This window comes from Erythrobacter alti (assembly GCF_037996805.1).
Classification (GTDB): domain Bacteria; phylum Pseudomonadota; class Alphaproteobacteria; order Sphingomonadales; family Sphingomonadaceae; genus Alteraurantiacibacter; species Alteraurantiacibacter alti.
In genome coordinates this window covers 40,590-56,781 of the sequence record NZ_JBBNAX010000004.1, presented here as the reverse complement: position 1 = coordinate 56,781, position 16,192 = coordinate 40,590, and the positions used below count along the sequence as shown (strand labels likewise).

Here is a 16,192-nt window from a genome sequence, read left to right as displayed (position 1 = left end):
GCGTATTCGGGTCGGTCACTCCCATTCCAGAGCTCCCTTCTTCCAGGCATAGGCAAAGCCGATGGCGAGTTCTCCGATGAAGATCATCATGGATGCCCACCCGGCCCAGCCGGTGAATTCAAGACTGACCGCCCATGGGAACAGGAAGGCCGCCTCGAGGTCAAAAATGATGAACAGAATGGCCACGAGGTAAAAGCGCACGTCGAACTGGCTGCGGGGGGATTCGAATGCCGGGAACCCGCACTCATACTCAGTGAGTTTTTCTGCCGCAGGATTGTGGCTGCCCGTCAGGCGCGACACGCCCATCGGCAAGAACACAAAGGCAGCAGAAAGCCCGAAGGCTATGCCAAGAAACAGCAGGATCGGAAGATACTGCACAAGATAGGGATTGAGATCGGCCAAAGCGGACTCGGAAATAGCTAAAGGTTGCGTGGCGCGTCTAGGCAATGCCCCGCCATCATGCAAGGCAGCACAACGGCCTAAATCCGAGTAATTTCCGGTTATTCGCGAGGCAACTCGTCATCAGGTCCGGATAGACCGCGCTCGCGCAATCCCTAAGTCTATTTGCGGGCCATTAGCTTGAGCACCTTTTTGGCCCGTTCGCCGTAGGGGGGCTTGAGACCGGCAAGGCCTGCCACGTCGATCTTCGGCTGCGTATAAACGGCTCGCGCGTGGCTGAATTCGCGAAAGCCTTCAGGACCGTGATAGGCACCGATGCCGCTTGCACCCACCCCGCCGAAAGGCAAGTCTTCGGCGCTGTTGTGGAAGATCACATCATTGACCGTGACACCGCCTGAAATCGTCCGGGAAAGCACCGCATCACGCTCATCGGAATCGTTACCGAAATAATAGAGCGCCAGCGGATGCGCCCCGTCGTTGATGAAATCGATCGCCTCATCGATGTTCTTGTATGTCTTTATCGGCAGCACCGGCCCGAAGATTTCATCCTGCATGGCCTGCATCTCGCTCGTCGGGTTGCGGATGATAGTCAGCGGCATCTTGCGGGCATTGCTGGCCGAGAAATCCTCGTCCGCCGGGTTGATTTCCAGCACCTCTGCACCCTTGTCTCGCGCATCGGCGACCACTTCCTGCAAGCGCGAATACTGGCTGTCATTGATGACACTGGCGTAATCCGAATTGTCGCGCACGGTTGGGTATTGATCCATCACGCCCAGTTCGAGCGCGGCAATCATTCCGTCTTCCATGCTTTCCGGTACGAGCAGATAATCCGGCGCGATACAGATTTGGCCGGCGTTCATCATCTTGCCGGTTACGAGCCGCGAACCGGCTCGCTCCAGATCGGCGCTGCGACCGATCACTGCGGGACTCTTGCCGCCCAGTTCCAGCGTCACGGGTACGAGATTTTCTGCTGCGGACTGCATGACCTTGCGGCCGGTTGCAGTGGAGCCGGTGAAGACGAGGTGATCGAACGGCAAGGCGGAAAAGGCCTTTGCAAGTTCGCTGTCGCCCACGGCCACGACGACTTCTTCGGGTTCGAAATATTTGACAACGAGTTCAGCCATCAGTTCGCCGGTCGTTTCGGTGGACTCGCTCGGCTTGATCATTGCACGATTACCCGCCGCAAAGACTTGTGCCAGCGGACCGAAGGCAAGGTTTATCGGGAAATTCCACGGGCTGATGATGCCGACGACGCCCTTGGGTTCATACCGTACCTCGGCCTTCGCGCCGAGCAATCCCAACGGAAATTGGACATGCCGGCTGTCGGGCTTGGCCCAATGCGACAACTTGGAGCGGCAATATTTGGCGAGCTGAATCGAAACGAGCACGTCGGTCAACATGCTCTGCACCTCGGAACGGTTGCCGTAATCCTCGTTCATCGCGTCGCACAGCGCCTTGTCGTTTTCGGCAAGCAGAGCGATCAGGCGATCAAGCCGCTCGCGTCGAACCGACAAAGGTTCAGGCCGTGCAGAGACAAAGGCCTTGCGCTGCCGTTCTAGCATCGGGGCGAGTTGATCGGGCGCTGTAATTCTGGAGGTCATTCGGCACACCTTATGTTTTTCGTGCATTCGTATTGGGAATGCATGAGGTTTGCATTTGTTGCAGTGCAAAACTAAAAGACGATCAAATACCTTACACCGTTTTTGCCAGAAAGGCCGCTTCTCATGCCCGCATTCAACGAAAGTGATCCCATTGTTGTTCTCTCCTACGCGCGCACGCCGATGGGAGCGATGCAGGGCGCACTGGCCGATGTCTCCGCCACCGATTTGGGCGCGACTGCTGTGAAGGCCGCCATGGAACGCTCGGGCGTTGCCGGAGAAGATGTCGATCGCGTGTACATGGGTTGTGTGCTGCCCGCTGGCCTTGGCCAGGCACCGGCGCGCCAGGCGGCCCTGAAGGCTGGCCTTCCGCTCAGCGCGCAGGCGACTACGGTCAACAAGGTATGCGGCAGCGGAATGCAGACTTTCATCATGGGCGCAGAAGCACTTGCCACCGGTAGTGTCGACACGATTGTAGCAGGCGGCATGGAAAGCATGACCAACGCGCCATATTTGCTGAAGAAGCATCGTTCGGGCGCACGCATCGGACATGACGTCACTTACGATCACATGTTCCTCGATGGACTGGAAGATGCCTACGAAGAAGGCCGCGCCATGGGCACCTTCGCACAGGACATGGCTGACAAGTACCAGCTCACCCGCGAAGACATGGACAATTACTCGATCGCGTCGCTCGAACGCGCAAATGCGGCAATTTCCAGCGGTGCATTCGCCGACGAAGTCGTGCCGGTCACCTTCTCGTCGCGCAAGGGCGACGTGACGGTCGATACCGATGAGGCACCCGGTCGCGGCCGTCCGGACAAGATCCCGACACTGCGCCCTGCATTCGCCAAGGACGGCACGATTACCGCTGCAACGTCTTCGTCGATCTCCGACGGCGCAGCTGCCGTAGTGCTGACCCGCAAAAGCGTTGCCGAAGCCAAGGGCCTGACCCCTGTGGCAACCGTCATCGGCCTTACCGCACATGCGCAAGCGCCCGAAGAATTCACGATCGCCCCGGTCGGCGCGATCGAGAAGCTGCTCGAACAGACGGGCTGGAGCGTCGATGACGTTGACCTGTGGGAAGTGAATGAAGCTTTCGCCTGCGTCGCCATGTTCGCCATGCGCGATATCGGCATCGATCACGACAAGATCAACGTCAACGGCGGCGGCACCGCCTTGGGTCATCCCATCGGTGCCAGCGGCACGCGCATCATCGTCACGCTGATCAATGCTCTCAAGCAGCAGGGCAAGAAGCGCGGCATTGCATCGTTGTGCATCGGCGGCGGCGAAGCAACTGCCATAGCGGTTGAGCTCGCCTGATTGGCAATCTAGGCTATCCAGTGATCGTTTTCGGGCACGAATGCTGCGCCCGTTCATTGCATAGCCACAGAGAACCAAAACCGTTCTACAGGGAGTTACCATGAAGAAGATTGTTGCACTTACCGGCGTGTTCGCCCTCGCAGCTTGCGGCGGCAACGACGCCTCGGAGCCTACCGAAGCCGTGATCGACGATACGCCTGAAACAGCGGTTGTGTCTGACGCAGGCACATACAGCTCGCTCAATGAAGACGGTGACGTAATCGCAATTTCGCTGAATGCGGATGGCACCTACACGGTGTCCGAAGCCAACCAGCAGGTCGAGAATGGCACTTGGGAAGACACTCCGGAAGGCGCTTGCTGGACCGCTGAAGGCGAAGAAGAGCCTGTATGCGCTACATTCGCGCCTGGCACAGAGCCGGGCACTGTCAACGTCACTTCGCCGGGTGGCGAAACGATGACCTACAGCTACGAAAGCTGAGCATCACGTTATTACAGTTTGAGATTGGGCGGCCTGCGGGTCGCCCTTTTTCGTTGTGCGCGATCAGGGTTCGCCAGCGCCCCATAACCTGTCTTGAGCAACCCAGCCGCGATGACCGTTGACGTCGAGCTGGCACCAGCTTTCGACACAGTCCCCCAGGACGCCGATGACGCCCGGTTCGAGATTCCACCGTAACGGTGCACCGGGCGCACCTGTTTCACGCATGGCGGCAAGCTCTTCGCCTATTACGATGGCAGTACGGGTGTCACTGAGCAGGCCGGAAAAAATCCATCCTTCGGTTCCGTCGACTTCCTGAACCCGGCGCCAACCTTGGAAGCGCAGGATCACCTTCACCGGCAGTCCGCGTCGCGCATAGACCCAGTCGATCGGATACTGTTCGCCCGGCCCCACACGCATATTTGCTTCCTCGGCAGCGATACTGGCCCAGTAAGGCACTTCGGCATCCTGGGCCGCCGCGTTTGGCGAGGTGAGGGATACTGCGACAATGGCAAGCAAGATGATGCGGATCATGCAGTGAGCATTAGCGCGGTGGAAAGAGTCGCGGCAACAGCGGGATTGCACCTTGCTTGGTATTACTAATCTGTCTTAAAGCCCGCGCCCAACGCAATCTCGCTACCAAGGCGGGGATCGGGGAGTGAAGAATGTTACGCAAATCGGGCTTGGCGTTGGGGCTATCTCTAGGGCTAATGGCGGCGCCACAGGCGGCGCTTGCGCAGGAAATGACCAATATCGCGCAAAACGACACGGGCGACACGGCCTGGATCCTCGTATCCAGTGCGCTCGTTCTCCTCATGACCCTGCCCGGTCTCGCACTGTTTTACGGCGGATTGGTACGAGCCAAGAACTTCCTGTCGGTCATGTTGCAAGTCGCGGCAGTCGCTGGTCTGGCGTCCGTCTTATGGGTTGTGGTCGGCTATACGCTTGCATTCGGCGACAGCGTTGGCGGAGTGATCGGCGACGGCAACAAGTGGATGCTGATCGGGCTGTCTATCCTGCGCGAAGGCATGACCCTTCCTGAAAGCACTTTTGTGCTGTTCCAGATGACCTTTGCCGCGATTACTCCTGCGCTGATGGTCGGTGCATGGGTCGACCGGGCGCGTTTTGGCTGGGTACTCGCCTTCACCGCGATCTGGGGCTTGCTGGTCTATGCACCCGTCGCGCACTGGATTTGGGGCGGCGGTTGGCTAGGCCAGATGGGCGTGACCGACTTTGCAGGTGGACTGGTAGTTCACTGCACGGCAGGCGTGTCCGCGCTGGTTATCGCGCTTTTGCTAGGCAAGCGGCAGGGCTTCCCCTCGTCCGCACTGCTCCCGCATGCACCGGGGATGACGATGCTTGGTGCGATGTTGCTGTGGGTCGGCTGGTTTGGCTTCAACGGTGGCAGCGCGCTGGCCGCTACCGATGATGCTTCCAGCGCCATCATCAACACTCACGTAGCCGCCGCCGTGGCTGCGCTGGTTTGGGTGCTGATCGAAAAAGTGAAGTTCGGCAAGGCGACCACGGTTGGCTTTGCGACCGGCGCCATTGCCGGCCTCGCGACGATCACGCCAGCAGCAGGCTATGTCGCTCCCGGAGCTGCGATCCTGCTCGGCATCGCCGGGTCGGTGGTCTGCTACTGGGCGATTACGCTGGTGAAAATCCGTTGGGCCATCGACGATTCGCTCGATGTCTTCGCGGTTCACGGTGTCGGCGGAATCCTCGGTAGCCTGTTGCTCGGCATCTTCATGTCGGCCGATCTGGGCGGGACCGGCTTTGCCGAAGGCACCGGCATCGGCGGAATGCTGGGTATCCAGGCGATCGGCGTTGCGGTTGTTGCACTGTTCAGCGCTGTCGTCACCGCACTGATCGCCGTGGGCGTGAGCCTGTTTATCCCGATGCGCGTCACCGAAGAGGAAGAGGTGCAAGGCCTCGACATGACCAGCCATGGCGAGCGTGCGTGGCACTTTGATTGAGCAAGTTGGAGACCGCAGACCTTAGCGCCAAACGCGGGTGCGCGGCCGATCTGGCCGCCTACTGGCGTGGCCTGCGCCGTTTCTACGATCCGCGCGGGCGCGCAAGCCGCACGGAATTTTTCATGCTGGTGATCCTTTCTGCCCTGATCGCCGCAATTGTCCAGTTTGTGATTGGCAACATGCTCTCGACAAGGGCTGAACATACCGTCGCGTGGAGTGTTTCGGCGCTCGTGCTCATACCCGTTCCGGCCGCGGCGGCCCGACGGTTTCACGATATGGGCAAGAGTGGCTGGTTCGCCTTGCCGGTGCTGCTGCTGTGCCTTGCCTATTTCTGGCATATCTGGGGCGAGATCGAGACTGGACCGGTTACTCCTATTGCATATTCGGGTAGCGAGCCGACGCTTGAATTGCTTTACGGATTTATCGGGGTGATGTTCGCCATTATCCTGATGCAGCCGCCCCAGCATTTGACGAATCCCTACGGATCAGACCCGCGCCCTGCACCAAAGGTAATCTAGGCGCGCTCCGCATCGACCTCGGCGATCTTCGCAAGCAGCTTGTCAATCGCGGCGCGCGAAGTCCCAAGCGCGAAATGCGGCGCATCGATGCGCAAGGTGTAATCCGCTTCACCGTCACGACCGCGCGTGCATTCTGGAGCGATTACGCCATCGACCGCAGACCAAACGGCGATAGTGGGCACGGGGGGTTTTGCACTCATATCTTCGGAGAACGGCGGATCATCGACCGTATGATCGTTTAAAGCCTCATATATGCGCCAGGCATTATTGGCATGGCGATCCCCTGAAAATGGGCTGGCAACGGTCACCACCATATCGAGATGCTGCGCGCAGCGATGGCCGAGCACACGGGCGTAGAGCCCGCCGAGGCTCCAACCGATCAGTACGACCTTCTTGCCGCTCTCCGAATGCAATTGCGCAATCCGCTTCTCGAGCATGCGCAACTTGGCAAGGTCTGCGCCGGTATTGATACCGAGCCGCCAGCCTTCGGGCGCAAAACCGCGCGCCTTCAGTGTCCGGCGCAGCAGCACAGTTGAGATATCGCCCGTTGTCAGTCCGGGGATGACCAGAGCCGGCCTCCCCTTCCCGATTTCCGCACCCGAACGCGCACGGCGCAACGGGTTGACGATGATGCGCGGGAAGCTGGCCCATTCGCGGACCAGCCTCCGAAATGGCGGAGGTGCCGGCCTATCTGCCAGCGTCAATCACCGGTGAGGATTCGTTCGACCAACTGTTTCACGGTTGGCGTGAAATTGTTGGAATAGAACGGATCCTGCTTGAAGCGATAAGCCGCATGGCCTGCAAAGGCGAGATTGTCGTCCGGATCGCCGCCATGGGCGATGTCCTGCAAGGTTTTCTGGATGCAGAAGCTGCGCGGATCAGCAAGGCGACCGGTAGTGAAATTGTCATGATCTTTCCATGACGAGAATCCACAATGCGACAGGCAACCCATGCAATCCTGCTGGTCCTGCCGAATGATCTCGGCGCTCTGGGGCGTCACGAACACCACGGTATCGTCGGGCGTCTTGAGCGTTTCGGTAAAGCCTTCGGCCCACCAAGCCTGCGCCTTGCGCTGATCGCCAGGGTGCACCCAGTAATACTTGGACTTGCCGTGGTCGGAAAGCGGAACCGTGCCCTCTTCCTGGTCGCGCTTGAAGATCGGAATCTGCCGTTCGCTCCGGTGCATAAGATCATACAGGAACGGTGTCTTGACCGCGCTGGAGTAGAAGCCTGTCGGGCTGAACTTGTGCAGCAGCACATCGCCCGGCTCGACCGTGCGGAGCATCTCTTTCCAGACCTGCGGGATCGGGCTTTCCTCGGTCAGCAAGGGGCGTGTGCCGAACTGGAATGCAATCTTGCCGAGTTCCGGATTATCGATCCAGTCTTCCCACTCGCGCAGGAACCAGACGCCGCCTGCCATCACGATAGCGGTTTCCTCGCTCACCCCTTCGGCCCGCATCGTATCGCGCAGGGCTTTCACGCGGGGGTAAGGGTCCTGCGGAACTTCGGGGTCTTCAGCGTTGGACAGGCCGTTGTGACCGCCCGCCAGCCACGGATCTTCATAGACCACAGCGGCCATCAGGTCAGGCACCTTGGAATAGCTGCGCTTCCACAGCGCGCGGAATGCGCGGGCAGAACTGATGATGGGGAGGTAATAGACGTTATGCTTCGCCGCGATTTCGGCCAGCTTATAGGGCATACCGGCACCGCAAGTAACGCCGGTGATCATGCCCGGACAATTTTCCAGCACACCTTCAAGCACTTGCTGGGCCCCGCCCATTTCCCACAGGACATTGATGTTGATCGCGCCGTTACCGCCCGCGATCTCGTGCGCGCGCTTCACCTGCTCCGTCGCGCCATCGATAGCATAACGGATAAGCTGCTCGTGACGCTCGACGCGGGTCGCCTGCGGGTAGACCTGCGGAATCGGGTTACCGTCGCTGTCATAGCTGTCGGCATTTACGGCACTTACCGTACCAATACCGCCTGCAGCAGCCCATGCACCGGAACTGGCGTGGTTGGTCGCCGAAACACCTTTGCCGCCTTCGATCAGCGGCCATACTTCGCGACCACCGTAATTAATGGGTTTAAGGCCCTTGAACGTCATTATCTTCCCCGGAGGAGGAGCCTTCGTCATTGATCAAAAGCTCGTTTAATTCGTCGCCCGGCTGCAAGCAGGGCTCTATATCGCGTGGGTCGGGCCTCTCACCCGCCACTTCGAATTGTGCGTAATATCCCGCAATCTGGGGATTGCGTACAAACTCGACAAGCCGATAGCCGACCCGTTCGAATTCGCAAAACAGAAGCTGCGGGTTGATCCCGTGCTGATCTGCCGGACGATCGACATCGACAACAATCACCTGACCGCCTTCGCGTAGCGCTGGGCGCATGCGCCAGATGAACGCATAAGGCTCTGTAATCTCATGATACATATGTACCATGAATATACGGTCAAAGCTATTGGGTGGTAGTCCTGGGTCGTCGATTCCGCCACGAGCGACGGATACATTGTCGAGCCTGTCGCGTTCCACACGGCTGCCAAGCCGCCGCAATGCCGCCTCGTCGATATCTTGCGCCAGCACACGACCTTCGGGCCCAACCCGGGCTGCGAGGCGCACGGTGTAGTAGCCTTCACCCGCGCCGATATCGGCAACGGTCATACCTTCGGTAATAGCCGCCTGGTCCATGACGGTTTCGGCTTCCCGCCGGTCATCACGGATCTGTTCTGTTGAAAATGAATTTCCGCTCAGGTCGGAGACCGGGCGATAAGGACGAGGAAAGTCCTGGCTGGTGACCGGCCGGTCTTCCTCCGCCACGTCGCACGCAGCAAGTGCGCCACACATGGCGACGCTCGCCAGTATTCCGAAAACAGACCCTCTCTTCATGCTTGAGCCTCTAGCGAGAGAGAATGCTAAAGGCAAAGCCACTTGTGCAGCCCGGCCCCTTGTGCGGCAGTCCCATTTGGTGCCAAACCTCTGATTGGGGAGAATTTCGCATGCATATCAAATCGCTTCTCGCTGGCTGTGCCGCGCTATTTGCCGTTGCTCAACCAGCCCAGGCACAAGATTGGTCGTCCGCAGGAGATGAGGACAGCCCCGCCATCTACTGGGATGAGTGGGGAGTCGCCCATATCACGGCGGCCGGTGACGAAGACGCCGCCTACGCTCTTGGATGGGCGCAAGCACGCGGCCGGCCCGACCAGTTGATCGAACTGCTTGTGCAAGGACGCGGCACCGCGGCGAGCCTTTGGGGTGAGAGCTATGTGGAAAACGACATCCTCGTCATCACAGCGGGTATTCCGGACTCGATCCCCGCCCTGATGGCGGCACTGGAGACTGAAGAGCGAGCACGGCTCGAGGCCTTTGCAACCGGCATCAACGCTTATTTCAACGCACACCCGGAGGCGCTGCCAGCGGAGCGGCGCAGGGGATTGCCGATCACGCCCGAGGACATCGTCGCCCATGCCCAAAGCGGAATATACCTGTCATTTGTCGCACCGCGCGAGCTGTTCCGCGTGCAGCAATTGCGGTCCGCAGCACAAGCCCCGGGAGAACCCGGTGACCGCGGCTCCAATGGTTGGGCTGTCGCTCCGTCCCGTTCGGAAAGCGGCAATGCACTGCTGTTGATGAACCCGCATTTGCCGTGGGACGGGATGTTCACATGGTTCGAAAGCCACGTGATCGCCGATGGTAACAACCGCTATGGCGTGGGTTTGCTGGGACATCCGCAGCAGACGATCATGTTCAACCAGAACCTGGGCTGGACGCACACGGTCAACCGGCTCGACAATGCCGATATGTACGCGGTGGAGTTGACGCCATCGGGTGGCTACATGTTCGACGGCGAGGAGCGCGCACTTGAGATGCACCAGCACGTCCTGACCATCGCCCAGCCCGATGGCAGTTCGATCGAGCAGAATATTCGGATCTTCAGGACAGTTCACGGCCCGGTCGTCGCGCAAGACGGAAACCGCGTCTACGCACTGCGCATCGCCGGAATGGGCGACACCGCTTATGGCAACACTTTCGCCCAATATGCACAGATGGCAGAGGCACGAACGCGAGAGGAGTTCGAGGCAGCACTCGCACGGCTGCAGAACCCCATGTTCAACACCATCTATGCAGATTCCAATGGGGAAATCCTGTTCGTATCCAATGGCCTGCATCCGGTTCGCGGACCCGGTGATGCCGATTACTGGGACGGGGTCATCGACGGCAACACCGCTGAAACGCTATGGACCGACTACCATCCGTATGAGAGCCTGATGCGCATCGCCAACCCGGCGAGCGGCTTCCTGCAAAACGCCAACGAGACAGGCTTCACCGCGACACTTCCAGTAGCGCTCGATCCTGCGGATTTCCCTTCGGACTGGATCCAGCCCGACATGCGTACGCGGCCACAACACAGTATCGAGTTGCTGCGCGATGACACATCGATCACCTTCGACGAAATCATCGCCTATGCGCATGACACTCGCCTGACCTTTGCCGACAACGTGCTGGACGATCTGCTACGCGCCGCCCGGAATGATGGGCGCGCCGAAGCCCTGCGCGCCGTAGAGGTGCTCGGAGCATGGGATCGCCGCACCAATGCAGAAAGCCGGGGCGCCGCGCTCTTCGTGCAATGGGCCAATGCTTTTCTCGACACCGGACAATTCGACTACGATCGCAGGTGGAGCTTCGAAGCGCCCGAGCAATTCAGCGCAGGAATTTCTGATGTGGTGGAAGGTGCGGCGGTCGATGCGCTCGTCGCGACCGTCCAGCGCGCCGACGCGGCAGGAATCCCGCTCGATCTGCCATGGGGTATGCTCGCCCGTGTGCCTGATGGTGATGGGGGCACCCTGCCCTCTGACCTGGCGCCCGGTGGCCTCGGTGCCTTCCGTGTCGGTCAATTCGACTTCGCGACTGGAGTGATGAACACGAGCGTCAACGGCGGAACAGGCTGGGTGGCCGCGATAGAATTTGCCGATACGCCGCGCGCGCAGGCGATTCTTCCCTATGGCAATTTCGAACACCGCCCCGCTGCCGTCCGCAGCCAGTACCAGCTGCTTTCGGAAGGCCTGTTGCGCGATGTCAACTTCACACCCGAAGCCGTGCGAGAGGCTGCGGTATATGGTGAGGTGCTGGAGCGGGACTAGGGCCTACTCCACATCCTCAACATCGACCTTCTCGCCTGTCACACGCTGCGCCAAGGCGGCAGCGATGAAATCGTCCAGATCGCCGTCAAGCACGTCGTCAGGTGACGGGCTGGTGACGCCGGTGCGCAGGTCCTTGACCATCTGGTAGGGCTGGAGAACATAGCTGCGGATCTGGTGGCCCCACCCGATCTCGGTCTTTTCCTGGTATTCGCCCGCTGCCACCGCTTCTCGTTCCGCCATTTCGCGTTCGAACAGGCGCGCCTTGAGCATGTTCATCGCGGTCGCGCGGTTTTTGTGCTGGCTGCGGTCGTTCTGGCTGGCCACCACGATACCAGTCGGTTGGTGGGTGATACGCACAGCGGAATCGGTGGTGTTGACGTGCTGCCCACCCGCACCCGAAGCGCGGTATGTGTCGATCTTCAGATCGCCTTCGTTAATCTCGATATTGATGTCGTCATCGATCACCGGATAGACCCACACGCTCGAAAACGAGGTGTGACGCCGCGCCGAGCTGTCATAGGGGCTGATCCGCACGAGCCGGTGGACCCCGCTTTCGGTCTTGGCGTAACCATAGGCGTTCTCACCCTTGATCAGCAGTGTGGCAGACTTGATGCCAGCCTGGTCGCCTGCGGCATATTCGACCGTTTCGACCTTGAAGCCGCGCTTTTCGGCCCAGCGGGCATACATGCGCAGCAGCATTTCGGCCCAGTCCTGGCTCTCGGTGCCGCCTGCGCCCGCGTTGATCTGGAGATAGGTGTCGTAGCCATCAGCCTCACCCGACAGTAGCGCATTGACCTTGTCGCGGTCGGCGCGCTTGGCGAGTGTTTCGAGGCTGCTGAGACCCTCCTGGACGACGTCATCATCGCCTTCGGCCTCACCCATATCGACAAACTCGATTGCGTCGGACATTTCGCCGGAGATTTCCTGCACGGTTTCCACCGCATCCTTCAGCAGCTTGTGTTCGCGGCTGATTGCCTGCGCCTGCTTGGGATCGTTCCACAGGTCCGGATCCTGCACGCGCGCTTCCAGCTCGTCGAGCCGGCGCAAGGCGTGCTCCCAGTCGAGCGACTTCTTGACCAGCGCGAGCGCTGCGTTGATCCGGTCGATATGGGCCTGCCCTTCGGCACGCATGGCATTGTTCTCCGAGTGATGTGATCGGCGCGCCTAGCGCAGCGCGCGGCTTTGCGGAAGGGGGAGCTGATCTACGGAACCCCGTAGAACAGAGTGTCGATCAATAGATGCCACCCTGCTCTTCAGCGAAATCGACCGGCGCTTCCTCTTGCGTCGTCACAGCCGCAGGTCCGCGTTCGCGTCGTCGCAGTTGGGCGAGGATGATTTCGCGCAGGGCGTCGATCTCGTCCTGGCGCTGGGTCCGGCGCGGTTCGGTATCGGGCTTGAACGCTTCCCAGATCACCGCAGCGGTCGGCTCGTCGCCGGGCCAGCCACCGAATACCCGGCTTCCGGTCCGTCGGTCGATGCGCACCATGCGCACGCCCGATGGTGCGGTGAACGGCCTGCCGCTCCAGTGATCGCGGCTTTCGGTCACGAACTGGCGGAAGATCGGGACGGCCGTGTTACCCCCCTGGATATAACCACCCATGTTGCGCGGCTGGTCGAAGCCGAGATAAGTGCCCGCCACGATATCCGGAGTGCCGCCCACGAACCATGCGTTGGTCGGTCCGGTGCTTGTGCCGGTCTTGCCGAACATCGGAATTTCGAGATCGCGCAGCCGCGTTGCAGTGCCGCGCTGGACGGTGCCGGTCAGCATATGGACGGTCTGGAATGCCGTTCGTGCGTCCATCGCCTGCCGCCCGGTGCGACCGAACCGTGGCATGGGACTACCGTCCCATTCTTCCATGTTGCAGCCAGTGCATTCGCGTTCATCCGCGCGCCAGATCACATTGCCGTCACGGTCCTGTACGTAGTCGATGACCGTTGGCTGGTTTAGCCGGCCGTGGTTGACCAACGCGGCATAGGCTGCGGTGATACGCTCAACCGTCGTTTCACCGGCCCCGAGCGAATAGGCGGGATAGGGCTGGTATTCGATACCATCCGGCTCCAGGCCCATGCTGCGGAAAGTCTGGATGACATTGTCCATCCCGGTTTCCATGGCGATGTGCACGGTCATCAGGTTCTTGGACTGCTCGAGGCCATAGCGCATCGGATATTCGCCGCCACCTCGGCTGCCGCCGAAATTGGTGAAGCACTTTTCGCCCAGATTGCTGCCCTGGTAATAGCAATACTGGCTGTCGGGGATCATTGTCGCCGGGGTCATCCCCTGGTCGAGGCCTGCCGCATAGACAAAGGGCTTGACCGTCGAGCCCGGCTGACGGTCAGCCTGTGTCGCTCGGTTGAAATCGCCCAGACGGGAATCGAAACCGCCCTGCATTGCAAGGACGCGGCCGGTTTCCGGTTGCATCGCCACGAAACCGCCGGACACTTCCGGCACGGTACGTACGCGCCAGCTATTACCCGATGGAGACGCGGCGATCACGTCACCCACACCGGCCTCGTCCGGAACATTGGAAAGCGGTGCTTCCTCGCCATTGGCAAAGCCGATGGTGGCAGACGATCCGCTGCGCTGCGTAATGACGCCGATGCGCCAGTCGTCGTAGCTGATCGAGAGGTATGAGCTGCGCAATTGCTCTGTCAGATCACCATTGTCGGGATTGATAGTGGCAATCGGCCCGCGCCATCCACGGTTGCCGTGATACCGCAACATCGCTGCGCGTAGCGAGTTGCGCGCTGCATCCTGCAATTCCATATCGAGCGAGGTGCGGACCCAAAGGCCCCCTGCATAGACGCTGTTCTCGCCATCCTCCGCCTCTTCACCGAAACGGGCGATAAGCTGGCGACGAACCTCCTCTAGAAAATAGCCCGCATCAGCCGAACGCGCACGGCGCTGGCCCTGAACGATGCCGAGGTCCCTCGCCTGTGCAGCGCGCATCTCGGCCTCGGTAATGTAGCCATTGTCTTCCATCTGGCTGAGAACGAGATTGCGACGTTCGCGGGCTATCCCGAAATTGGCCGAGCGGCTGTATTCTTCCGGCGCGCGCGGCAGAATGGCGAGATAGGCCATCTCGTGCAATTCCAAATCCTCCACGTCCTTGTCGAAATAGGCGAGCGAGGCGGCCTGCACGCCGAAGCTACGCCGACCAAGGGGGATTTCATTGAGATAGAGAGTGATGATCTCTTCTTTTTCCAGCACATCCTCGATGCGCGTGGCGAGGATCATCTCGCGCAATTTGCGGGTGACCGAGTATTCATTGCCGACCAGGATATTCTTGGCGACCTGCTGCGTGATGGTAGAGCCGCCAACCGCACGCTCGCCCGAACCCAGCTTCGAAACATAGTCGATTACCGCATTGAGAAAGCCGCCGGCGTCGATGCCGTTGTGGCTCCAGAAAGTCTCGTCCTCGGCCGAGACATAGGAGTTAAGCAATTGCTCCGGCAGGTCGCGATAATCGAGCTCGATCCGCCTCTCGCGTTCGTAACGGTGGACGATTTCTCCGTCGATGCCGCGCACTACGGTGGGCAGGTTCGGTTCGTAATCCAGCAGAGTTTCCGCATCAGGCAAATCGTGCGCCAGCCAGGCCCAACCGATGATCGCGAAGATCAGGCCGCCACCTACAACATAGGACGACAAGCGGAACCAGCGCCGCGTTTCCCATGCCTGGCGGATGTTTTCCCACGCGCCGCTGCTGCCGCGCGAGATGCGCCGCGCCAAGGTGCCGGTGCCGGATTCGTTTGGATATTCGTCAGTCATCGCTCATCACATTAGCATGGCAAAAGAAGCTGGCGCCACAATGAATACGCACCGCTTGCCGCAATGCGGCAGTTCCCTAGTCTGAAATGCTCTGTCGAGCGAAGAATATGCGGATGGCGCGAGCCATGGCCTCGGCGAACTGCTCCTTGCCCTCCGCAGACGCGAGCGCACGTGCTTCCTCCGGATTGGAAATGAACCCGGCCTCGAAAAGCACCGCCGGCATGTCCGGTGCGCGCAATACCGCCAGTGCAGCGGACCTGCGAGCCTGCGGGTGGAATCGTAGCACCCCCTCCCCCTCACGCTCGACCAGAGTTGCAAATTCGCTCGAACCTTGCAATGTGCGGCGCTGCGAAAGTTCCACTAGGATGGCGTTGACCGCGGCATCATTGCCCGAAAGGTCGACACCGTTGACGATGTCCGCATTGTTCTCACGCTCGGCAAATCGCGCTGCCGCTTCGGAAGAGGCAGTGTCTGACAGAGTGTAAATGCTTGCGCCCTCGATACCCTGCTGTTCACCGGCAGAGTCGGCGTGAATCGAAATGAACAGATCGGCGCCTAGCGCGCGGGCAATTTCTGCTCTTTCCTCCAGTACGATCAGCCGATCATCATCGCGCGTCATCGCCACGCGAATACCGCCTTCGGCCACAAGCTTGTCCCGCAATGCACGGGCAAGGCCGAGGACGATCGTTTTTTCGCGGTAACTGGCTCCCGAAGCTCCCGGGTCGGGCCCGCCATGACCGGGGTCGATCACGACCAACGGCCGCGACGCATCTGCAGGACCGGCGATCTCGGGCAAACCGAGCTTCGCCTGTGTATCGGGCAAGGTCATGGCGATGACATAAGTCCGGCCAAGTACGGGAACGGGCAGCGTCAGGCCCCAGGCATACAAAACGCCCAGCAGGAACACCGGAACGGCGAACAGCAAGCCTATCTGGATGCGCTGCAACACGGCGTTTCGCGGAGTCCTTTGCTGCAATTTTCCAACAGGCCGACTTGTTAC

The 16,192-nt window shown here is 60.2% G+C and carries 14 protein-coding genes; 5 read left to right on the top strand and 9 right to left on the bottom strand.

Features of this window, described 5'->3' with window-relative positions; all coding sequences use genetic code 11:
* Positions 1–15: 15 nt before the first annotated feature.
* A complete protein-coding gene (gene ndhC / locus AAC850_RS05140) occupies positions 16–402 on the bottom strand; it encodes an NADH-quinone oxidoreductase subunit A (RefSeq protein WP_340587576.1) in 387 nt (128 codons plus the stop codon).
* A gap of 158 nt (positions 403–560) precedes the next feature.
* A complete protein-coding gene (locus AAC850_RS05135) occupies positions 561–2,000 on the bottom strand; it encodes a coniferyl aldehyde dehydrogenase (protein WP_340587575.1) in 1,440 nt (479 codons plus the stop codon).
* A gap of 123 nt (positions 2,001–2,123) precedes the next feature.
* Between AAC850_RS05135 and AAC850_RS05130 the strand changes: the two genes are divergently transcribed.
* Together AAC850_RS05130 and AAC850_RS05125 are read left to right on the top strand one after the other, a co-directional pair.
* A complete protein-coding gene (locus AAC850_RS05130; RefSeq protein ID WP_340587574.1) occupies positions 2,124–3,320 on the top strand; it encodes an acetyl-CoA C-acyltransferase in 1,197 nt (398 codons plus the stop codon).
* A 100-nt stretch (positions 3,321–3,420) separates the two neighbouring features.
* Complete coding sequence (locus AAC850_RS05125; RefSeq protein WP_340587573.1) at positions 3,421–3,798, top strand: hypothetical protein; 378 nt, start codon at positions 3,421–3,423, stop codon at positions 3,796–3,798.
* Positions 3,799–3,861: 63 nt separating this feature from the next.
* On the opposite strand, the gene AAC850_RS05120 is transcribed toward AAC850_RS05125, so the two are convergent.
* Positions 3,862–4,329, bottom strand: a complete 468-nt coding sequence (locus AAC850_RS05120; protein ID WP_340587572.1) for an SH3 domain-containing protein — start codon at positions 4,327–4,329, stop codon at positions 3,862–3,864.
* Between the two features lie 176 nt (positions 4,330–4,505).
* On the opposite strand from AAC850_RS05120, the gene AAC850_RS05115 reads away from it, so the two are divergent.
* On the top strand, positions 4,506–5,771 hold the full coding sequence (locus tag AAC850_RS05115) for an ammonium transporter (protein ID WP_340587571.1): 1,266 nt from the start codon (positions 4,506–4,508) through the stop codon (positions 5,769–5,771).
* Positions 5,768–6,289, top strand: coding sequence for a DUF805 domain-containing protein (locus tag AAC850_RS05110; RefSeq protein ID WP_340587570.1), 522 nt, complete (start codon positions 5,768–5,770; stop codon positions 6,287–6,289). Before AAC850_RS05115 ends, AAC850_RS05110 begins: the two co-directional genes overlap by 4 nt.
* On the opposite strand, the gene AAC850_RS05105 is transcribed toward AAC850_RS05110, so the two are convergent.
* Genes AAC850_RS05105 through AAC850_RS05095 form a run of 3 tightly spaced genes read right to left on the bottom strand, consistent with a single transcriptional unit; the run spans position 6,286 to position 9,174 of the window.
* The gene (locus AAC850_RS05105; RefSeq protein WP_340587569.1) at positions 6,286–6,993 is read right to left on the bottom strand and encodes a YqiA/YcfP family alpha/beta fold hydrolase; all 708 of its coding nucleotides are present in this window, start codon (positions 6,991–6,993) and stop codon (positions 6,286–6,288) included. The two genes, AAC850_RS05110 and AAC850_RS05105, sit on opposite strands and share 4 nt — an antisense overlap.
* A complete protein-coding gene (locus AAC850_RS05100; protein WP_340587632.1) occupies positions 6,990–8,396 on the bottom strand; it encodes an NAD(P)H-dependent flavin oxidoreductase in 1,407 nt (468 codons plus the stop codon). The genes AAC850_RS05105 and AAC850_RS05100 overlap by 4 nt, the downstream gene beginning before the upstream one ends.
* The gene (locus AAC850_RS05095; protein ID WP_340587568.1) at positions 8,377–9,174 is read right to left on the bottom strand and encodes a class I SAM-dependent methyltransferase; all 798 of its coding nucleotides are present in this window, start codon (positions 9,172–9,174) and stop codon (positions 8,377–8,379) included. The genes AAC850_RS05100 and AAC850_RS05095 overlap by 20 nt, the downstream gene beginning before the upstream one ends.
* 110 nt (positions 9,175–9,284) lie before the next feature.
* Between AAC850_RS05095 and AAC850_RS05090 the strand changes: the two genes are divergently transcribed.
* A complete protein-coding gene (locus AAC850_RS05090) occupies positions 9,285–11,426 on the top strand; it encodes a penicillin acylase family protein (RefSeq protein ID WP_340587567.1) in 2,142 nt (713 codons plus the stop codon).
* A 3-nt stretch (positions 11,427–11,429) separates the two neighbouring features.
* On the opposite strand, the gene prfB is transcribed toward AAC850_RS05090, so the two are convergent.
* The 3 genes from prfB to AAC850_RS05075 all read right to left on the bottom strand — a co-directional run bounded on the left by prfB (position 11,430) and on the right by AAC850_RS05075 (position 16,141).
* Positions 11,430–12,557 carry a peptide chain release factor 2 gene (gene prfB, locus AAC850_RS05085; protein ID WP_340587566.1) on the bottom strand — a complete coding sequence of 376 codons (1,128 nt, stop codon included), beginning with the start codon at positions 12,555–12,557 and terminating at the stop codon, positions 11,430–11,432.
* 100 nt (positions 12,558–12,657) lie between these two features.
* Positions 12,658–15,192 (bottom strand): penicillin-binding protein 1A, encoded by a 2,535-nt coding sequence (locus AAC850_RS05080; protein ID WP_340587563.1) that lies wholly within the window; start codon positions 15,190–15,192, stop codon positions 12,658–12,660.
* Between the two features lie 76 nt (positions 15,193–15,268).
* Complete coding sequence (locus AAC850_RS05075; RefSeq protein WP_340587561.1) at positions 15,269–16,141, bottom strand: N-acetylmuramoyl-L-alanine amidase family protein; 873 nt, start codon at positions 16,139–16,141, stop codon at positions 15,269–15,271.
* Between the last annotated feature and the right edge of the window lie 51 nt (positions 16,142–16,192).